The sequence below is a fragment of the Bacillus sp. FJAT-18017 genome, assembly GCF_001278805.1.
Lineage (GTDB): Bacteria > Bacillota > Bacilli > Bacillales > Cytobacillaceae > Bacillus_D.
In genome coordinates, this window is record NZ_CP012602.1 from 3,367,352 (window position 1) to 3,388,617 (window position 21,266).

Annotated in this window: 19 protein-coding genes; 1 reads left to right on the plus strand and 18 read right to left on the minus strand. The window is 44.2% G+C overall.

Annotated features, from left to right (window positions below):
* Window positions 1-64: 64 nt before the first annotated feature.
* The 14 genes from murD to AM500_RS15785 form a co-directional block, all read right to left on the minus strand.
* Entirely contained in the window at window positions 65-1,414 is a 1,350-nt protein-coding gene (murD, locus tag AM500_RS15720) for a UDP-N-acetylmuramoyl-L-alanine--D-glutamate ligase (RefSeq protein ID WP_053600055.1), read from the minus strand.
* Entirely contained in the window at window positions 1,414-2,388 is a 975-nt protein-coding gene (mraY, locus tag AM500_RS15725) for a phospho-N-acetylmuramoyl-pentapeptide-transferase (protein ID WP_053600056.1), read from the minus strand. The genes murD and mraY overlap by 1 nt, the downstream gene beginning before the upstream one ends.
* Window positions 2,389-2,548: 160 nt before the next feature.
* Complete coding sequence (locus tag AM500_RS15730) at window positions 2,549-4,009, minus strand: UDP-N-acetylmuramoyl-L-alanyl-D-glutamate--2,6-diaminopimelate ligase (RefSeq protein WP_053600057.1); 1,461 nt, start codon at window positions 4,007-4,009, stop codon at window positions 2,549-2,551.
* Window positions 4,010-4,145: 136 nt separating this feature from the next.
* Window positions 4,146-6,068 carry a stage V sporulation protein D gene (locus AM500_RS15735; RefSeq protein ID WP_053600058.1) on the minus strand — a complete coding sequence of 641 codons (1,923 nt, stop codon included), beginning with the start codon at window positions 6,066-6,068 and terminating at the stop codon, window positions 4,146-4,148.
* A gap of 130 nt (window positions 6,069-6,198) precedes the next feature.
* Entirely contained in the window at window positions 6,199-8,403 is a 2,205-nt protein-coding gene (locus AM500_RS15740; protein WP_053600059.1) for a penicillin-binding protein, read from the minus strand.
* Complete coding sequence (ftsL, locus tag AM500_RS15745) at window positions 8,404-8,760, minus strand: cell division protein FtsL (RefSeq protein ID WP_043933427.1); 357 nt, start codon at window positions 8,758-8,760, stop codon at window positions 8,404-8,406.
* Between the two features lie 68 nt (window positions 8,761-8,828).
* Complete coding sequence (gene rsmH / locus AM500_RS15750) at window positions 8,829-9,761, minus strand: 16S rRNA (cytosine(1402)-N(4))-methyltransferase RsmH (RefSeq protein ID WP_053600060.1); 933 nt, start codon at window positions 9,759-9,761, stop codon at window positions 8,829-8,831.
* A 63-nt stretch (window positions 9,762-9,824) separates the two neighbouring features.
* Window positions 9,825-10,256 (minus strand): division/cell wall cluster transcriptional repressor MraZ, encoded by a 432-nt coding sequence (mraZ, locus tag AM500_RS15755; RefSeq protein WP_043933429.1) that lies wholly within the window; start codon window positions 10,254-10,256, stop codon window positions 9,825-9,827.
* Window positions 10,257-10,768: 512 nt separating this feature from the next.
* Complete coding sequence (gene bshC, locus AM500_RS15760) at window positions 10,769-12,403, minus strand: bacillithiol biosynthesis cysteine-adding enzyme BshC (protein WP_053600061.1); 1,635 nt, start codon at window positions 12,401-12,403, stop codon at window positions 10,769-10,771.
* A 98-nt stretch (window positions 12,404-12,501) separates the two neighbouring features.
* Window positions 12,502-12,897, minus strand: coding sequence for a DUF3397 domain-containing protein (locus AM500_RS15765; protein ID WP_053600062.1), 396 nt, complete (start codon window positions 12,895-12,897; stop codon window positions 12,502-12,504).
* Window positions 12,894-13,784 carry a 2-dehydropantoate 2-reductase gene (locus AM500_RS15770; protein WP_053600063.1) on the minus strand — a complete coding sequence of 297 codons (891 nt, stop codon included), beginning with the start codon at window positions 13,782-13,784 and terminating at the stop codon, window positions 12,894-12,896. Before AM500_RS15770 ends, AM500_RS15765 begins: the two co-directional genes overlap by 4 nt.
* A 457-nt stretch (window positions 13,785-14,241) precedes the next feature.
* Entirely contained in the window at window positions 14,242-15,783 is a 1,542-nt protein-coding gene (locus tag AM500_RS15775) for an acyl-CoA carboxylase subunit beta (RefSeq protein WP_053600064.1), read from the minus strand.
* A gap of 11 nt (window positions 15,784-15,794) precedes the next feature.
* Window positions 15,795-16,007, minus strand: a complete 213-nt coding sequence (locus tag AM500_RS15780) for a biotin/lipoyl-containing protein (RefSeq protein WP_053600065.1) — start codon at window positions 16,005-16,007, stop codon at window positions 15,795-15,797.
* Window positions 16,008-16,042: 35 nt separating this feature from the next.
* Window positions 16,043-17,368, minus strand: a complete 1,326-nt coding sequence (locus AM500_RS15785) for an acetyl-CoA carboxylase biotin carboxylase subunit (RefSeq protein ID WP_053600066.1) — start codon at window positions 17,366-17,368, stop codon at window positions 16,043-16,045.
* A gap of 288 nt (window positions 17,369-17,656) precedes the next feature.
* Here AM500_RS15785 and AM500_RS15790 point away from each other — a divergent pair, with 288 nt between their 5' ends.
* Complete coding sequence (locus AM500_RS15790; RefSeq protein WP_043933436.1) at window positions 17,657-18,130, plus strand: N-acetyltransferase; 474 nt, start codon at window positions 17,657-17,659, stop codon at window positions 18,128-18,130.
* 304 nt (window positions 18,131-18,434) lie between these two features.
* Here AM500_RS15790 and AM500_RS15795 read toward each other — a convergent pair whose 3' ends face one another.
* The 4 genes from AM500_RS15795 to AM500_RS15810 form a co-directional block, all read right to left on the minus strand.
* Window positions 18,435-19,070, minus strand: coding sequence for an RsfA family transcriptional regulator (locus tag AM500_RS15795; protein WP_053600067.1), 636 nt, complete (start codon window positions 19,068-19,070; stop codon window positions 18,435-18,437).
* Between the two features lie 88 nt (window positions 19,071-19,158).
* Window positions 19,159-19,917 (minus strand): enoyl-CoA hydratase/isomerase family protein, encoded by a 759-nt coding sequence (locus AM500_RS15800; protein ID WP_231688013.1) that lies wholly within the window; start codon window positions 19,915-19,917, stop codon window positions 19,159-19,161.
* 371 nt (window positions 19,918-20,288) lie between these two features.
* Window positions 20,289-20,462 (minus strand): 50S ribosomal protein L32, encoded by a 174-nt coding sequence (gene rpmF / locus AM500_RS15805; protein ID WP_007086250.1) that lies wholly within the window; start codon window positions 20,460-20,462, stop codon window positions 20,289-20,291.
* Window positions 20,463-20,546: 84 nt separating this feature from the next.
* Entirely contained in the window at window positions 20,547-21,071 is a 525-nt protein-coding gene (locus tag AM500_RS15810; RefSeq protein WP_043933438.1) for a YceD family protein, read from the minus strand.
* Window positions 21,072-21,266: the final 195 nt, after the last annotated feature.

The following is a 21,266-nucleotide window of genomic DNA, read 5'->3' on the forward strand; positions in this document are numbered from 1 at the left end:
ATTTAGGGCTTTCCGGCAGGGCCGGGCATTAACTTTGCCGGCCCACAGAAGAGACAAGCCCTTACTAAAGCTTATGCACGGCCTCGATAAACATGTCGCCACGAACTTCAAAAGTTTTATATTGATCCCAGCTTGCACAAGCAGGTGAAAGCAAAATCACATCACCTGGATCTGAATGCTGGAATGCGACCGGAACTGCACCCTCAACATTATCGGCACGGATAACAGTTTTTATTCCAGCGGCACTCGCTGCCTTTTCGAGTTTTTCGGCAGTTTGGCCAAATGTGACGAGGGTCCTGACATTTTTCAAAGCAGGAATCAATTCATCGAATTTATTTCCCCGGTCAAGCCCTCCAGCCAGCAAAACGACAGAGCCTTCAAACGCCTCAAGCGCTTTTGTTGTTGCGAGGATATTCGTTGCCTTTGAATCATTAAAGAATTTTCTTCCATCCTTTTCGGTGACAAACTGGAGACGATGGCGGACACCTGTAAAGGTTGTCAGCACCTTCCGAACCGCCTCATTGCTTGTACCAGAAAGCTTCGCTGCGGCAATTGCAGAGAGAATGTTCTCAAGGTTATGTGCTCCTGGTAAGACGACTTCTTCACGAAGAATGATTTTCTCTCCCTCAAAGCAAAGCCAGCCATCACTTAGATAAGCTCCTTCACCAAGGTCCGTTGTAGCCGAAAATGGAACTAGCCTTGCCCTGGAAAGTCTGGCAATTGCTGCTACATCTTCCTGATCCGCATTATAAATAAAATAATCCGCCTCATTCTGATTTCTGGTGATGTTCGCTTTTGCTGAAATATACTCTGTTCTTGTACCGTGATAATCAAGGTGGGCATCATATAAATTAGTCAAAACAGCAATTTTCGGCTTGAACTCATTAATACCCATCAACTGAAAGGAAGATAGTTCAATAACAATCGTATTGCTCTTATCCGCCTCTTGGGCGACACCAGAAGCAACTGTTCCGATATTCCCGGCGATTAGCGGATGTCGATCGCCTTCGTTCAGCATGTCAAAAATCAATGTGGTTGTCGTTGTCTTTCCGTTTGTTCCGGTAATTCCTATAAATGGAGCTTCTGAAATTTGATAGGCTAGTTCTACTTCGGTAATAACCGGTATCCCCATTTCAACAGCCTTTTTAACAAGAGGATTTGAATAAGGGATTCCAGGGTTTTTAACAACAAGTTCAAATCCTTCATCCATCAATTCTGCAGGGTGGCTTCCGCAAATTACCTTGATTCCCTGCTCAAGCAGGCCTCTGGCTTCACTATTTTCAGAGAGTGGCTTAAAGTCATTGACCGTCACAAAAGCACCGAGCCGATGCAGCAAGTCTGCTGCACTGACTCCGCTTTTGGCCAGCCCTAGCACCAGTATTTTTTTATGTTTATAGATATCTATCTTCTTCACTATAACCACACCTCGATATAGATTCCAAGTATTGCAAGGAGTAACCCTACAGACCAAAATGTTACCACAACACGCCATTCAGACCAGCCCGACAATTCATAATGATGATGCAGCGGGCTCATCTTGAAAATACGTTTCCCTGTTGTTTTGAATGAAATTACCTGGAGGATAACAGAAAGTGTCTCAATGACAAATACTCCACCAATAATCAGGAGTAACAGTTCAAGCCCGGTAAGGATGGATACAGCGGCTATTGCCCCGCCAAGCGCGAGCGAACCCGTATCACCCATAAATACTTTTGCCGGGTGGGCATTGAAGACAAGGAATCCAAGGACCGCTCCAACGACAGCAACGGAGAAGATTGCCAGCTCAAACTGCGATTGATTCCAGGCGAGAACAGCAAAAGCACCAAATGCTATTGCGGCCGTTCCGGAAACAAGACCATCAAGTCCATCAGTCAGATTAACCGCATTGGAGAAACCTACCATCCAGAAAATGACGAACACCAGATAGAACCAGCCTAGATGAAGAGAGTAGTCAGTAAACGGTATATTCAATTCGGACGGAAAACCATTTTGTCGATACATTAGATAAAAAATCACCGAAATAATGATTTGTCCCACTAACTTTTGTTTTGATGTCAAGCCGAGATTCCTCTTCATGGCTACCTTGATAAAGTCATCAAGGAATCCGAGGAGGCCAAAGCCTAATGTAACGATGATAAGCATATAAGTTCGCGCGGTCGGTTCCGCGAATTTAGAAATCATAACCAGGGAAGTCACAACTACCGATAAAAGGATCATGATTCCGCCCATTGTTGGTGTACCTGATTTTTTCTGGTGGGATTTTGGCCCTTCCTCCCTAATGCTTTGACCGAACTTAAGGCGCCTAAGGAACGGGATGAAGATAGGAGAAAGTAACACTGTTACCAAAAAACCCATCAGGATAGTAAAAAAGATAACCTGCTCAAGCATTGCAAGCCCTCCTTCCGGGACGAACGGACGGGCAAATGCCACCCGCTACAGGTATATCATATGTTCCATCCCACAATGCGAGAAGGATTTTTTCTGAAAAAACATCTAGTAAACAATTCATATCTCTGTCTATACTCCAATTTCAATAAATTATTTTAAACTACTTACTGTTAGCCACGGCTTCACGGGCAATGATTCTGTCATCAAAATCATATTTTACACCCTTGATTTCCTGGTACGTTTCGTGGCCTTTCCCTGCAATAAGGATGATATCTCCTGCCCGGGCTTGGTTTACTGCATATTCAATTGCCTCTTTACGGTCAGGAATTACTTTGTAATCCCGGCCATTAACCCCTTGTTCCATATCGCCGAGGATGTCAATCGGATCCTCAGTCCGGGGATTATCAGACGTCAGGATAGGGTCCGTAGCGTTATCACAGGCGATTTTGGCCATTAGCGGGCGCTTCCCTCTATCACGGTCGCCACCACAGCCTACCAAAACAAAAACCCTCTGTTCCGCAAACTCTTTCACTGTTTTTAAGACATTTTCCAGGCTATCCGGTGTATGGGCATAATCAACGATAATCGTAAAATCCTGACCCGCGTCAACAAGCTCAAATCGCCCCGCAACACCTTTGATACTCTCAATTGACTTAATTGCTTCATCCATGCTGATTCCGGAACAAATCGTTGCACCAATTGCAGCAAGTGAATTATACACATTAAATTTACCAATCTGTTTCATGGATACCGAATAAGTCTGTCCGGCAGCATTCAGGATGAATGAAGTCCCCTTTGGAGAAAGCATAATATCCTTAGCCCGGAGGTCTGCCTGATTATCAATCCCATATGTAACGACATGCGCTGCAGTTGCACGCTTGAAATCAACTGATGCCGGGTCATCAGCATTCAGGATAGCAAATTTGGGGTTCTCTGAATAAGCATTTCCAAGCTGGGAAAACAGAAGGCTTTTCGCATGCTTATAGCTTTCCATAGACTTGTGATAGTCAAGGTGATCCTGGGTCAAATTTGTAAAAACAGCTACATTGAAATCGGCTCCATGGACCCTGCCTAAATCGAGAGCATGGGATGATACTTCCATCACGGCATGCTGAATTCCCGCTTCCGCCATACTGCGGAACGTTTTTTGAAGAGCCAGGCTTTCAGGTGTTGTATTTTTTGCCTCAAAGACTTTTGTGCCTATCCTGGTATACATTGTCCCAATAAGACCGGTTTTTTTATCTGCATCCGCAAATATTTTTTCTATTAAATGGCTTGTTGTTGTTTTGCCGTTCGTCCCAGTAATCCCCGTAAGATGGAAGCTTTGGCTTGGATGCCCGTAAAATGCATCGGCAAGTACAGCCATCGCCCTCATTGAATCTGGAACAATAATTAAAGGAACATCCACATCCAGGTCTCTCTCAGCGATGATGGCTGCCGCACCTTTATCAACAGCTGATTTAGCATAGTCATGCCCATCAACAGTATACCCTTTAATACAGATAAACAGGCTCCCCTCAAGGACCTTTCTATTATCATTTTCAATGGACGTAATGTCCGGATTCTCCCCTGCGTATGGACGGAGCAGGTGGAGATGTCCAAGAAGTTCTTGCAATTTCATACTTTCAATCCTCTCCCAGCTAGCAATCGATTCTTATTTTACATTATTCATCTCTATTTAGCCATTAATCACGAGAATTAATCATTGAATTTCCGCCATAAATACCAAGAAGGCGGAGGAACCCTCCGCCAGCCTTTTATTCTTCTTTTTGACCAAAATAAAGAATGATGGTTGAGCCTTCTTTTACTCTAACGCCCGCTTGCGGCAATTGTTTTACAACCACATCGCCCTCTCCCTTGGATTCTATTTTCAAATTTACCATTTGTTCGGAGATTTCTTTTTTCGTCAACCCTTCAAGTTCTGGCATTTCAAGCATCGGCACATCGGACCAGGTCATTTTCTTTTCGATTTGGTCCTTACTTGGAGGGACGCCTATTGCGCGCAGGGAATCCTTCATGATATTTCCAACAATTGGCGCGGAAACGACTCCCCCAAATTGAACAGTTCCTTTTGGATTATCAACCGCAACATAGACGACAAGCTGTGGATTATCAGCAGGTGCAAAGCCGATAAAGGAGACAATATGGTTGTTTTCCAGGTAGCGGCCGCCCTGTGCCTTTTGGGCAGTACCTGTCTTCCCGCCAACACGGTAGGAATCGACAAACGCCTTCCCACCTGTCCCCTGGGCGACAACACTTTCAAGAGCATGTCTGATTTGTTTCGACGTCTCTTCGGATATGACCCTATGCTTCAGCTTCGGGGAATTTTTCATAACAACTTCTTTTGTTAAAGGATCGATAAGCTCCTTTGCAATATATGGTGTATACAAATATCCACCATTGACAGCAGCGGAAACAGCCGCAACTTGCTGAATGGGTGTTACAGAAACACCCTGACCGAACGCCGTTGTCGCAAGTTCAACAGGCCCAACGCGATTGATGTTAAAAAGAATCCCTGTTCCTTCGCCCTGAAGGTCAATGCCTGTTTTTTGGCCGAACCCAAAGCCTTTAACATAACCAAACAGTTTTTCCTTGCCAAGCCGCTCCCCAAGCTCAACGAAACCCGGGTTGCAGGAATTCTGGACAACTTCGAGGAATGATTGGCTGCCATGGCCTCCGCGCTTCCAGCATTTCAATCTAGCGCCTCCAACTTCAACAGACCCGGAATCATGGAAATGGTCGTTTTTCAAATCAACCTTCCCTTCTTCAAGCGCAGCAGCAAGGGTAATAATTTTGAAGGTCGATCCAGGCTCGTATGTGCTCCAGACAGGAAGATTCCGATTATATACTTCCTGTGGAACATTACGGAAATTCGCTGGATCAAAATTGGGCCGGCTCGACATGGCAAGGATTTCTCCATTATTCGGATTCATAGCAATCGCAATGATTCCATCCGGATTGTATGCCTTTTGAGCGATATCAAGCTCTCTTTCTACAATGGTCTGTATCTTTGTATCAATAGTAAGCCTCAAGTCCAGCCCATCAAGCGGGGGCTGGTAATCATCGGCCATATCGTTCATCCTTCTGCCTTTTGCATCGGCATAGAATTGCACGGACCCTTTTTCTCCGCTTAATTCTTTGTCGTAAAACAGCTCCAGTCCCATTAACCCCTGGTTGTCAATACCAGCAAATCCCAGCACATGCGAAAGATAGCTTCCATAAGGATAGTGCCTCTTTGAGTCTTCACCGATATAAATGCCTTTTAAACCAAGCGACCTGATTTCCTTTGCTTTCTCGTGGGAAATCTTCCTCCCCGCCGGCAGCCTAATGATGGATTCTTTTTTAGTCAGGCTTTGTAGCGTTGCCTCTTTTGACGAATTCAAGATAGAGGCAAGCTTTTCTGCTGTTGCTTCAGGATCCACAATTTGTCTTGGGACAATCCAGACTGTTGGCGCGCTGATATTAGTTGCCAACGGTACACCATTCCGGTCGACTATTTCACCACGTTCAGGAGCAAATGGGATATCCCTGCTCCAGGAGCCTTTTGCTCTATCAGTCAGCATATCTCCTAAATAGAACTGTACGTACCCAAGCCTGACATCAATAATCAGGAATACCAAGATTCCGATAAACAAAGCTGCCATTAAGCGCCTGCGTACTGTCACATTTGAAACCCGCATTAAGAATGCTCCCCTTTCATCGATCCTCCTATGCCGATACTTGGACAAAAAGAAGGACATGCTTGTTCGTTCATTCTTATGCGGGTCTTGGAAAAAATAGAATGCCGGCGGAGAACCCCGCCGGCAAAATTCATGACCTTACATCTGTTTTCTTTTCTTCTTTATCATCATTCAAGCTTTCAATTGGAGTCTCAAGCTCAAGGGTCAGCATATCCCCTTTTTTCAAAGTGGTGCCCCTGGTGATGCTTTGCTTGGAAACATATCCAGAACCTTTGTAATCAAGATTGATGCCAGCAAGGGTTGCCACTTTCATTGCATCGCGAAGCGACCATCCCCTCATATCCGGCATCGTTGCATTACCTGTTGTAAGCAAGATGATTCGTTCCCCTTCCATGGCAGTTTCCTCTGGCGCTGGAACCTGAGCTGCGATTTCACTGCCTTTTCCAATGACGACTGCTTCAAGTCCCTTATCCTTTAGTGATTTCACAGCATTAGACGAGGGCTCTCCTGTTAAATCCGGAAGTTTAACGGAAGTAGGTGCTTCCTTGGTCGATGGTTTAATGTTCAGATATTGAAGACTGTTTTTCATTACCGGGTTGAAAATCATCGAGACTGGAATTGAGCCTTTGGAATAATGATCAATTTCTGGCTGTTGGACAGCAACATACACAACCAGTTCCGGGTCATCCTTTGGTGCCATGCCTAGGAATGAAAAGATATAATCTCCCGGCCCGTCCAAATATCCCCCTCCTTGGGACATTTCCGCTGTTCCTGTTTTCCCAGCTACGCTGTAGCCTTCAATGTTATATCGATTACCAGTTCCTTTCTTGGAGGTAATGACCGTTCCAAGGATATCCCGAACTTCTTTTGCAGCAGCGGCGGAAATCGGCGTTCCCGCGACCTGAGGCTTCTTTTCTTGGATATCGCCTGTATCAGGGTCTACTACTTTTTTTATGACATAGGGCTTCATCATTTTTCCATCGTTGGCTATCGCAGTAGCAGCCTGGATTTGCTGAATTGCGGTAATGGCTGTACCCTGTCCAAAAGAAGTGGTGATTTTTTCAATCGGCCATTCGTAGCGGAGCTGGCTTGTTGCTTCATCCGGCAGATCAATACCGGTTGGCTTATCAAGTCCGAATTTTGACAAATACTCCCTGAAGGTTTCAAACCCCAACTTTTCCTTGGCAATCTTGGCGAACGCCACGTTGGATGAACGCTGGACACCTTCAAGATATGAAATCTTGCCCCAGCCTGTCCAGTTGTGGTCACGAATGGGTTTGTCTCTTTTTGTAACCTGGTAAGACCCTGATTGAAATTGCTCATTGGGGTTAAACTTTCCCTCGTTTACAGCCGCAGCAAGCGTGAAAATTTTCATCGTCGATCCGGGTTCAAATGGATATTCTATCGCTTCGTTAAGCCAGGTTTCTTCCAGCCCTTCCCTTGTTTCAGGATGAAAAGACGGCCGTTGTCCCATTGCAAGAATCTCGCCTGTTTTTGGATCGGCGACTATTGCGATTATTTTTTTCGGATTGTATTCCTCGACTACCTTATTCATCGAATCCTCAAGGAACGTCTGGATTTTTTTATCAAGCGTCAAATATATATCCTTGCCGTTATCGGCAGGGGTAACGATTTCTTTGCCGTCCGGGAGCAGATATCCCCAGACATCACTTTCGAATTTGATTTTTCCATCTTTTCCTTTAAGGATTGAGTCCATTGATTTCTCAATCCCCAGCCTTCCAATATTCCTTGTTTCCTCACCCTTTTTCTCAAGCTTTTCAACAAAGCCGACTAAATGCGATGCAAAGACGCCATTCGGATAAAAGCGTTTTGAATCTGGCTGAAAAATAATCCCGGGCAACTCTTCTTTTTCTATCTGCATTTTTGTTTGATAAGAGATATCCCTTCCGGCTTTACCAAATTCCACCTGGAACAGCTTAGGGTTTTCTTCTTTTTTAGAGAGGATGCGTAAAATCTCGCTTTCTTTCAAATCAATATATTTTGCCAGGGTTGCAGCAGTTTTTTCCGGGTCGACAACATGACGTGGCTTTTTTGGATTGGTTGTCATTTTTTTATCAAGGATTGCAACAAGGTTGTACGACACGGTGTCCTCGGCGACAACCTCGCCGGATCTGTCCATGATTGTCCCTCTTCTCGCCTCAATGGTGTCCTGTCTCATATGCTTTTGCTCCGCCTTGGCAGCTAGCGGCTGTCCGGCAGCTTCCCCAGTGATGCCAATAACAGAAAAACGGTATAGTACGACTAAAAAGAGCAGGAGGAAAGTGAAAAACAATCCAACTGCTCCCCTGTTTATATTAGGCTGTTTCTTTGGCATTTAATGCACAACCTTGACTTTTTTGTCATCAAGTGTAAGGCCTTTTTCCTGAGCCTTTTTCATAATCCGCTCATAGCTGCTTAATTCCTGTTTGAGGACTGTTAGATCACCATTCTGCTTTTCCTGCTTACTGATTGCCACTTTCATTTCCTGGATATCCTTGTTGGTTTGATAAATTTCTGCCTGGGTGGAGATGATTTGCACAGCACCTAAGCTTAGGAATGCCGCAAATAACATCCATATGAAACGTTCCCCCGGAGTTACCTTTTGCCATGTCGACCTGCGCCTCTCGGGTTGGGCCGCCTGTTGTCTTTGCTCATTTTGCTGTTCCTGGAGCTTTCTTGCCAAACTGCTCATTCGTTCCCCTCCTGATTCACTATTTTTTCCATAGACATATCCCTGGACCAGTGTCTCTATTTTTTCATTTAAAGTTTTTCTGCTATTCTTAATTTTGCCGATCTTGCGCGATTATTCTCTTCAAGCTCATGCTCTCCTGGTATAATCGGCTTCCTGTTTACAAGCTTGAGAATCGGCTTATATTCATCCGGGATGATTGGCAGTCCGTGCGGCAATGGCGGTGTTTCCGAGGCCTGTTTTAATGCCACCTTGCAAATCCTGTCTTCAAGCGAATGAAAGGTTATAACCGAGATGCGGCCGCCCGTATTTAAAAGCTTGATTGCCTGGTGAAGAGACTTTTCGAATACTCCAAGTTCATCATTTACAGCTATTCTGATGGCCTGGAAAACTCGTTTGGCCGGATGGCCTCCCGTTCTCCGGGCCGGTGCAGGGATGGCTTCCTTAATAAGGTCGACAAGCTCTGCCGTAGTTTCGATCGGCTTTTTTTCTCTTGCCGCTTCAATTTTTCGTGCGATTTGCTTTGAAAACTTTTCTTCTCCATAGCGGAAAAAGATTTTGACCAATTGCTCGTATGACCAATGGTTAACTACATCGTAGGCAGAAATGTCGCCCTCAAGGTCCATCCTCATATCCAGAGGGGCATCATGATGGTAACTGAAACCACGCTCCGGTGTATCAAGCTGGGGAGACGAAACCCCTAAATCATATAGCACACCATCAACACTATGTATCCCTATATTCTCCAATTCACTTTCAAGATGAAGGAAATTGCTTTTGATAATTGTTAGCTTGTCCGCATAGGCAGAAAGCTTTTCACGAGCATGTGCGATTGCTGTTTCGTCCTGGTCAAAGGCAATGAGTCGGCCCCCGGCACCAAGCTGCTGGGCAATCTTCAAGCTGTGCCCCGCGCCTCCAAGTGTACAATCGACATAAATTCCATTTGGTTTAATATTCAATCCTTCTACAGCTTCATCCAATAATACTGTTGTATGTTCAAACATCGTTAGCCACCCTTCCAATCGAACGATACAAAAAAAAGAAATTATACCAGAATAATATCCCCTCTATATATCGAACCCAATCATATTTTCTGCGATTTCAGCAAAAGAATCCTCGGATTCCTGGAAATATTCTTCCCATAACTGCTTGCTCCAGATTTCAATTCGATTGGAAACACCTAAAATCACACATTCTTTCTGCAGTTGAGCATAGTCAAGTAATGGAGCAGGTATATTAATTCTTCCCTGCTTGTCTATTTCGCTTTCAGTCGCGCCGGAAAAAAAGAACCTTGTAAAAGCGCGAGCATCTTTTTTTGTAAGCGGGAGAGCCTTCAGTTTCTCCTCAATCTCACTCCATTCAGAGAGCGGGTAACCAAACAAGCATCGGTCAAGACCACGGGTTATGATGAACATCTCCCCCAGATTGTCCCTTAACTTGGAAGGAACGATCAGGCGGCCTTTATTATCGATGTTATGATGGTACTCACCCATGAACATACCCGTTACCCCCACTTTCTAATAAGAATGTACCACAATCCTCCACTTTCCTCCACTATTTTTTATTATTACTTTATTAAGTTGGTATACAATTCTGACTATGATGGTTCTGCATTATCTATCATCAATAGACAAAAATCGTCAAATACCGCGGTGTATTGCGGGATTAAAGGATTAGATTACCTCCTATAAAAAAAGATTTAATGGAAAAATCTGCTGTCTATAACGGAATAATCTGTCTAAAGAAAAATAGACTAAAAACATTGCTAAAAAGATAAGCTTGCTGCCAGCACCTTTAATGTTTTTACGATTTATAAATATGGAACTAATGAATTTTAGTAAGAAAACAATGCTGAGTGGGTGGTAGTGGAGGATAGAGTGAGATGCGGGGAAACTTTTAACGTTTGATTGAGTTAATTGGCGCTCAAATTTCAGAGACTGTGGTGCAAAGTGGAGGAAAAACATAAACAGGCTTCAAGGAAAAAAAGGTCCCGCTGTATGCGGAACCTTTTTTAAATCCGTACTAATTTATGGGTACCATCAAATTCATACTCAAGCTCGAGAAGCCGGCTTGGAAAATCAAGTCCAAACTTATTCACATAATAAAGGATATTCCAGACCCGTTCCTGCGGGCTCCCTTCTGGCCTTAGTTCAAGAGAAACCCGATTAAATTTGCCGAGGGCAATGGAATGCTTCATCTTTATTGCTTCTTCAAGCTTCTTTTGCATAAAGCCGATTTGCGAAAGGATGATACTTTCATTCTTTTTCACTAAAGCAAGAATAGCCGGTTCAATTTCAATTGTTTTATCTTCAATCCGCCTGTATTGAGCATTGACTTCCTTGATGGCGTTCTGAAAAACGGATTCAAGTTCAGGGTCCTGGATTGAATCAAGGTACCTCTCCTCATCCGGCCCTGTCCCCCGCCTAATTGTCTCAGATACATTCAAGTCAAGTTCCTGAATATCTCTTTCAATAGTTCTATCGATGAATGTAATGTTCAGCCTTGGCACAATTGGGGGCATTTTCATGCCGAAGTTTTCAAACACAAGCTTCAGCTCGGCCCAATAAGCTATTTCTCCCGGACCCCCTATAAACGACAAGACCGGGAACAGCCATTCCTGCATTAATGGCCTTGTCACAACATTATTACTAAGGCTGGCAGGTTCATTCCTGGCTATCTGCAGCAATTCCTCAAGGGTAAATGAAAGGCTGCCTTTATTGCCGACGAAACACCCTGACATCGGATCAAAATCAAGCAGAACTCGTTCATTGATAGTTTTATCATAATAAAATAAATTTGCTGAGTTCTCGGAAGCATCTATCGTTTTAGGGAAACCGCCTTTGCTTATTTCCTCCTGCTGACGGAGCAATGCAGAAATAATTGCTTCCTGGCCGAGGATGATGTCCTCGAACCTCGAACGTTCAATTTCTCTTAATTCAGGATTCCCAGAATCAATTAGCAAGAGACCGGAGTCAGGAAAGAGACCGGTAATTAAGTCTCCAAAAAAGTCAGTGAATGTTTCGGAACGCTTTAACGCGTCCTCCATAAATGCTTTAACCTGCCGAGTATGTCCGGTTTCCCCAAAAAGGGAAAGTATACTGGCAACCCAAGAACGGCAAAGCTCCTTATCTATCCGGATGTCAGTGACCATCTTTTTCTGAATTACTTTTTGAGGAAAAATCCACTTGTCCGCCCTTGTGCCAATCGGGACATAAACATGGTTCACTTCCTGATAGTCATGGTCTTCACCGGCAATCCAGAAAACGGGAACGACTGGGATTCCAAGTTCCTTCTCTTTCTGCCTGGCTAGTTGAATAATGGAAATGACTTTATGTATCGAGTATAAAGGCCCGGTAAGGATGCCCGCCTGCTGCCCGCCAATAATTACCGCGCTGTCCGGCCGCTTCAATTTTTCAAGCGAGTTTTTAATTGCTGCAGACGGCTGGAAACGCGCCATATACTTTTCGATATGTACGGCAAGCTCTTCTCTCGGAAATTGCCTTGTAGCTAGTTCATCAAGCCTTGCCCTGTCAGCTCCAGGCTCATTATATGTATAGTGGAAAAATGGCATTACTTCATTTGTCTGCTGCAAATAATAAGATGCAAACGGATTTGCCGCAGGCAATAAGAGATTTGAAACCTCCATACAGTACTTCCTTTCTGCAAAAACAATTGTGTATCAATACCATATGAGTATAGCATTTACATTACGTAAACAAAAAAAACTTTGCCTGACAATCTACTTTAAGGAAATTGGACGGCAGTTGTCGCACGTTGAATTAATCCAAATACGATCAGCCCTAGGTACCCAATAAAAAACAAAAGGAAATTAAATCTCCAAAATCCTCTGAAGACTTTTCCAAGAACTACTTCCCCTCTTATTTTCCAATGCAGGACGGCAAAAATCATTGCTGTGGCAAACACTATAATCAAAATTAGCCAGAGGTAAGATTGTCCCCAAATGGTTCTAATTAAGAAATGGACGGCAAGAATTAGGAGCAAAGTTGTAAAATCCACCGCACTACGCACCGAACGCCTGTGGTTTCCGGTTATCGACTTGCTTATTATAAAGATGAGCAAGTATCCCAAAAGCGGCATAACGATGAATGCAGCGAGAAACGATGAAATGACTGTGCTCATGTATTCCCCCCCTGTCCCCATTCAATTCCTTTAATCATATGATAAAAAGCGGTTATGAGGGGAACGCTCTTCCCCATGTCTCCAGCCTGCTCAAGAAGATAGCCGAGAATCGCATCAACCTCCGTCATTCTGCCTGACTCAATATCCTTCAGCATTGAAGAACGGTTCTCCGCTGTTTTTTTGCAAATTTCTTTAACAAGCTTTAATTGCCCGGCCTTATCCTTAAATCCCAGGATATCCACCACCTCAGCAAATACATCCTCAAGCATCTTTTCAAAATACGAGTTTGTAATAAGCTCGCCATTTTGAACACGGAGGATAGCGGTGAGCGGATTTATAACAGCGTTGGCGGAAAGTTTGCTGGCCAGCATCATATAATAATCTTCTTCTACTAAGAATGGGAAATTCGTTCTTGAAATTGCCGCAAGTTCCTTGAGCAACTCACCGTCACCCTTCACTACTGCTGCTTTGGTAACCCCAATTCCATTATGGCTTACAAATGCCGGACCTTCCCTTAACGCGCCGTGTTCAACAGACCCAACAAAGATATTACAGCCTGTAAGTTTTTCAAAGAACTTCAAGTGACCCATGCCATTCTGTAAAAAAAGCACGTTGGGGATGCCGTCGAGTTGCATTAGAACGCTCTCAAGGTGGTACTGTTTCACAGCAATAATCGCGAGATCTACATTAGGCAATCCCACGGCCAAAGGTTTCGCTACAACCTTTGCATTAAAAGGTTCATTACCACGGCGGATTGTAATCCCTGACTTGTTTATAGCTTCAGCTTGTTCGATTGTACGTGTATATAAAAGGACATCAAACCGGTTTTGCAGATATGCAGCAAACAACAACCCGATTGATCCTCCACCTATTACAGCAATTCTCATTCTTCTAACTCCCCGCAATTATTTACATGTTACGCTTCCGCTTTTCTTGTCTAGCTCCTGCGCATAGCGCCTAGTGTACTTCGGTCCCCTCGTTACGATAAGTCAACATCGATTCGCTTGCGCTCATCGTGTTTCCTTTATCTCCTTCGAGGCCCTCCACAAGGAAGGCTTCGGCAGCATCAGCATCGCACGAAGAAAAAGTGATAACTTTTTCGAGGAGGCCATACGGCGCTGACCAGGCGCTTCCGCTTTTCTTGTTTACCTACATTTTACCAAAATGGGACCGGCTTTGTATGGCTAATTTCCTATTTAGAATGAACTTATTCGTTTTTCCTTTGGCGAGCGCACCAATTATGGAGGTTCTTTATGTATAGCTGGTCTTTGTAGATACCTGCACAGAGACTAATCCCTGAACCAAAAACCCTTCCGCTCAGGGCGAAAGGGTAGGTGTGAATACTTAAACTGGATAAACCGGATGTTTTCGGGTACTGAAGTTCAATTCCTTTGTTTCATAGTAGCCAAAGCGATTAATCAGTACCTCTCTCAACTCATCGGCTGCTACAATCTCATCGACTATCAACTCTGATGCGAGCTTATAAATATCAATCGATTCCTTGTATTCCTGATGCTTTTCCTGTACAAAAGCAAGCTTTTCTTTCGGATCGGCAATTTCATTGATTTTATTGGAATAGACTGCGTTAACGGCAGCTTCCGGCCCCATAACCGCGATTTGCGCGGTAGGAAGTGCAATGCATACATCCGGCTCAAAAGCTGGGCCCGCCATCGCATACAGGCCGGCGCCGTAGGCTTTGCGGACAATGACTGAGATTTTCGGCACAGTCGCTGAACTCATAGCAGCAATGAGCTTTGCCCCATGGCGAATAATACCAGCACGTTCAACCTTGGTCCCAATCATGAAGCCTGGCACATCCGCTAGGAACAAAAGCGGAATATTGAAGGCATCGCAAAGTTGAATGAACTTAGCACCCTTATCAGCTGAATCGACGAACAGGACACCGCCTTTTACCTTTGGCTGGTTGGCAATGATACCGACTGGCCTGCCGTCCATCCTCGCCAACCCCGTGATTAATTCAGGGGCGAACAGTTTTTTAATTTCAAAAAAGCTTCCTTCATCTATCAAACTATTGATTGCTTCATACATATCAAATGGCGCATTCTGATTTACAGGAACGATTGACTCTAGAGAACGTCCGGAAACAGGTGGGACAGAGTCAACAGTTTTGGGCCTTACCTGGAAGTTTGCAGGGAAGTAGGCAATATACTTTTTAGCAGACTCAATTGCTTCCTCCTCGTTAGCTGCCAGGATGTCTCCACATCCGCTAACCGTACAGTGCATGCGGGCACCGCCCATTTCCTCGAGAGTAACTTTCTCTCCAATAACCTTTTCAGCCATTCTTGGTGACCCAAGATACATAGATGCGTTCCCATCAACCATAATGACAACATCACAAAATGCAGGTATGTATGCTCCACCTGCAGCAGATGGGCCAAACAATAAGCATATTTGAGGAATCATCCCGGACAGCTTCACCTGATTGTAAAATATCCTGCCTGCGCCGCGCCTGTTCGGAAACATGTCAAGCTGGTCAGTAATCCTTGCACCGGCGGAATCAACCAAATAGAAAAGCGGCACCTTCAATTTTTCAGCAACTTCCTGGATTCGTATGATTTTCTCAACTGTCCGGGCGCCCCACGATCCAGCTTTTACAGTTGAATCATTAGCCATAACGCAGACGGTTTGCCCGCCAACCTTGCCTATTGCTGTTACTACGCCATCTGCTGGAAGACCCTCCGCCTGATTATTGGCGAACTTGCCGTCTTCTTCATACTTGCCATTGTCAAACAACAACGCAAGCCTGTCACGGACAAACAGCTTGCCCTGTTCTTTATTTTTTTCATGGTATTTCGGGTGGCCGCCTGTTTCGGCGACAGACTTTTTCTCATTGAGCTTATCTGATAATGTTGTAGTTTCAGCCATCCTTATCCCCCCTATTCCAGGACAACCAGACAATCGCCTTCATTGACGAAATCGCCGATGTTGACCTTGAGCTCTGTAATTTTTCCGACAAAATTGCTTTCAACCGGAATTTCCATTTTCATTGACTCGATAACGATGATTTCTTGGCCTTCTGTCACTTCATCTCCAGCTGAGACCAGGATATTCAGTACCGTGCCTGCCATTGTTGCATGAATCTCTTTCATGATTTCTTCCTCCCCCATTTTCTAAGACTTCAGATTTATTTTTGTAAAAATGATGTTGTATAATTCCCTTTTGCAAAATCGGCATCCTCAAGGATTCTTTTGAAGAGAGGAGCGTTTGACTTTATTCCGCTTACAGTAAGCTCTTTAAAAAAATTCCTGCCACGTTCCAGTGCCTGTTCCCTTGTTTCCCCATACATGACACACTTTGCAATCATCGGATCGTAAAAAGGGGTTACTGTATCACCGGATTTATAGCCATAATCTACCCGGATTCCTTCACCATCGGGAAATTCGAAGCGATCAATTTTACCCGGAGATGGCAGGAATTTTTCCGGATCCTCTGCGTAAAGTCGGAACTCGATTGCATGTCCCCCGCTGCTTATCTCTGACTGGCTTTTTGGCAGGTCTTCCCCTCTGGCAACAAGAATTTGCCACTCCACAAGATCAATACCAGTAACTTCTTCCGTAACAGGATGCTCTACCTGTAGGCGGGTGTTCATCTCAAGAAAATAAAAGTTCTCGTGTTCATCAAAAATGAATTCAATAGTACCCGCATTTTTATAATCCACTGCCTTCGCCGCATTGATAGCGGTTTCAAAAAGCTTTGAACGAGTCCCTTCGGAAAGAAATGGTGATGGGGATTCTTCCACCACTTTTTGATTGCGGCGCTGGACTGAGCAATCACGCTCGAAAAGGTGGACGATGTTTCCATTTTCATCACCAAAAACTTGTACTTCAATATGCCGGGCATTGGCTATGAATTTCTCCAAAAACACTTCATCAGAACCAAAATAAGCCTTTGCCCTTGCCTTGACTGAAGCAAACGCTTTTTCCAGTTCAGCTTCATTGGAGCATTTGACCATGCCGATTCCGCCTCCTCCACTCGAAGCCTTGAGCATGACCGGATAGCCAATACCTTCCGCAACTTCCTTCGCCTCATCTACAGCGGCTATACCGCCATCGCTCCCAGGTACAACAGGTACACCCGCTTTTTCCATAGCTGCCCTTGAAGCGACTTTATCTCCCATTAATTGGATTGCATCTGATTTTGGGCCTATAAACACAAGTCCTTCCTTCTCAACAAGCTCAGCAAATTCTGCATTTTCCGATAAAAACCCATACCCGGGGTGAATGGCTTCAGCCCCTGTACTTTTTGCCGCATGGAGAATTGTTTCCGCTTGCAGATACGATTTGGCGACAGGAGGCTCGCCAATTCTTACAGCTGTAGTTGCTTCCAATACATAAGGAAGCCCAGCATCCGCATCAGAATAGACAGCAACCGTTTCGATTCCCATCCTTTTACACGTTCTAATTATTCTTAATGCTATTTCGCCTCGATTGGCAATTAGTATCCTTTGCACACTATACCCCTTTCTCCCCAAGAATCATTGTTCGCTTACTCTATCCCCAAGGGCAGCCGAAAGAAGGTCACTTTTTCATTTATCCAATCCTGCATGCCCTATACTATGGTTCTACCATACATTCTGAATATCCTGCAAATTTTGAAAACACCTTTTCATGCTAAAATGCAGAATTTTTCATATTCGTAGTATATAATTAGAATAATTAAAGAAATTGTTTGGCTTAAGCTTTTTATTTTTTTACTTGTTATGAATGGATAGGGAGAATTTTTAAAAGGGGGCTACTAAATGGCAATAAAAGTTGAAAAACTGAAAGTCAATTACAAAACGCTTGAAGAGTTTAAGAAGTTTAAAGAATATGGAGTCCAGGAATTGTCCATGCTTGAGGATCTGGAAGCAAACATTCTGGAAAACGATAGCGAATCTCCCTTTTACGGGATTTATTTCGGGGATAAATTGGTTGCCCGGATGAGCCTCTATCAAGTTGATGCAAAGAGAGATCTTTATTTTGACCCTCCGCAAAATTATTTGGAACTTTGGAAACTTGAAGTACTCTCCGCCTATCAAGGCAAAGGATATGGCTCGGCTCTGGTAAAGTTCGCAAAAGATTTCGGGCTTCCTATCAAGACAAACCCTCGTGTCGGATCAAGAGGATTTTGGGAAAAGCACGGATTTATAAACGTTGAATATGAAGTAGAGCGTGATCTTGGCGAAAACCCGCTGGTATGGTATCCGGAAGGGGTAAGCGCCCAGCATCATTAAATAAGGAAAGCGGAAGCGCCTTGCCCAGCGCCGTATGACCTGGAGTCTCTCCAACTGAGATAAAGGAAACACGAAGAGCGTAGCGATTCGATGTTGACTTATCGTAGGGCGGAGAGCGAAGGGCACTAGGCGCTAGGCGCTGGAGCTAGACAGTTCTCAAAGAAAAGATATACTTTCTGATAAAAGAACAAAAGCGTAAGCGCCCTCGCGCTGAAGCTAGACGTAGACAAGTTGAATAAAAAATTTCTAATCTCATTAACAATAAACAAGGCTGTACGGATTTTCTTCCGTTCAGCCTTTTCACTTACTCTACCCTTTCAAGGTTTCCAAACTTATCAATCTGAAATTTTGCTTTATGCTGGCCCTGTGCCGCTTCTTCCTTATCGGCAGCCATTTTTCTCGCCCTGTCAAGGATGGACATTAATGCTTGATAGTCTTCTTCAAGAGTGTTCAGCTCTTTTAACAGCCTTTCATTTTCCCTTTCAAGTTCTCGTATCCTTACAAGGGCTTGCTCATATTCATTTGCCGAATTCCCCGCGCTTGCATAAAGATTCTCTAAATAGGCCAGCACATCCTTAAATTCTGGAATTGAGGAGCCTGGGTTTGGCTGGACAGATTGAACATCCTCAACTGATTGGGAATCTTCAAGCAGTTGAACTACCGGCTGTTTTGGTGTTTCAAGCTGCTGTTCCTTGGATTCACGCGAGTTCCTTTTTGCTTCCTTGCGTTGTTTTTTTGCATGTTCAATACCAGCCTTGTATTGTTTCCTCACATGGGAATTCCATCGGAACCCGCATGCCGCGGAGGTTCTGGACAGCTTCCTTCCCACCTCCTCGAATGCCTGAAGCTGTGTGCCGCCTTCTCTTATATTGCGCAGGATTACCTCGGCTAGAAGCAGGTCTTCATCCGCGGTCCATGCGTCCTGTCGTGTCGATGACATCCTTCTGATCCCTCCTATCGTTTTACCTCATACTTATGCAGGTAATAGGAAAGATAGAATTAGTATGCAAGTCTCATTTTTTGAATTGCTATTTACTTTTCTCGAGGAATTTAGCCACCTGTTTATGATGGGCTTCTGTTTGCCACAGTTCTGCACAAAGCTCGACTTCTTTATCAATTCTCTCCTGTAGGCCAGCACGCTCCCATTTGTTGACCCAGACACGTTTATATCCTCCTAGGACTGCTCCTTCTCTTAAAAGCATTTCACTGCAGAATTCGCGGAGCGCGTCTGCTGGCTGACCATCAAAGACGCTGTCTATGAATCCAGTTACCGTCAGTTCCTCAACTGAATGAAGGCTTGCATCCATTACTAGCTTCATTGCAACAGGACCTGACAGCTTTTCTGATAAAAGTGATGCACCGCCCCAGCCGGTGATGATTCCTTGCCTCCCTTGAATAAATCCAGCTTTTGCTCCTTTTGCAGCAATCCTGAAATCACAAGCTGAAGCAAGTTCGCAGCCACCGCCCACAGCAGCCCCATTCAGGACAGCGACAGTAGGTTTTAATAAGGTTGCAAGAGAGTAAAGAATGGCAGCCGCCTTAGATAGCATTGGATATGCATCCTCTTTAGTTTTTAATTTATGGAACTCAGACAAATCCCCGCCAGAGCAAAAAGCTTTTGAACCAGTTCCTGTAACCGCGACTATTTTTACCTTATCGTCCTTAGATAGTTCAATTAACTGATTCAATCCATCCAGGACTTCGAAACTAATCGCATTCCGCTTTTCTTCCCTATCGATTGTAAATAAGAGAATTCCTTCTTCGAGCATGGTAATCGTATATGCCAAGTGCGTTCCCTCCTGAAAGACTAATATGTAAAAGAATGAACTTAAAACCGTGATTTCGGAAAGCTCCAGCGAATTAACATCGCAGAGACAGGCGCATTTTGCCTGCCGCGAGGCGTTCTTTTCCTGTCACGAGGCGCTTCGCTTTACGCGGGCAGAAAATGCGTTTTTTGCTTTTTCGACGAGCCTCGCGTCTTCCTCTTCAATCATAGGGTATCTTCAAATCAGAATTTTTTCCATAACACTTTAAAGGCATGTTCGTCCTTTTAGCAGTGTAAGGCCCACGTAATCTCGCCATAAAGTATTTTATATTCTTTTATTATAACGAAAAAAGCACAGGGGATTATCTCCCCTGTGCTTGTTCGAACGGAAAATTAGTCGTTAACTACTTCTTTTCCTTTGTATGTTCCGCAAGCTTTGCAAACGCGGTGAGCAAGTTTCATTTCTCCGCAGTTTGGGCATGCCACCATTCCAGGAACATTTAATTTGAAATGAGTGCGACGTTTTCTTTTCGCAGTTTTAGAAGTCCTTCTAAAAGGTACAGCCATTCTTCCCACCTCCTTAAAGAGTTATAAGAAAGTTATGAAGGCCAGAAATTGCTGGTTCTTCACTTGCTTACTTTTTTTTGCCGATTATGAATCGGATGGTTTGTTGTCGTCAAAAAACTTGGCCAGGCCAGCAAGCCTTGGATCAATTTTGTTGCGTACGTCCTCTTCGCTTACGACCTCCCAATCCTTTCCGGATTGCGGAGCCGCGCCTTCAGGATTTGCTTCGTCACTGAAAACTTGCATCGGAACTTCAAGCAACAGAATTTCCCTGATGACAGGCATCAAGTCGACCACATCGCCTTTAACCTGGTGAGCTTCCTCATCAGTTTCATATCCAGACATATTGAAAAGGAACGTTTCCGTTGTCTCTACATCAACTGGATAAATGACATCAACTAGAGTCCGTGAACAAGGGAGGACCAGATGGCCTTTAATCCTGATATGAAAGGTCACACGCGATGACCCGATATCGGCCCGTCCGGTTACGTGAATCGGGGATACATCCCTAATGGTTGGGTCAGTTTCCCTAATCTCGTCCGCACTCACTGTATCATCAATCAGCATTTCCTTGTTGCGGTTTTTTTGTAGTTGGCTAATTGTCCATTTCATTTACATCACCCCAAGGCAACAAAGGTAATTATACTTTTATGCATACTATTTGTCAATATTTTTTCTTTACACCGAAATTGCAGGTGCAATCAGTGTTTTTAACATTTTAATTTCCTTCCTAAATAGTTTATCCCTAATATAGCTGAAGGAAACATTATAGCATACAGGAGCTGTTTTACTTAAGTGGTATTGATG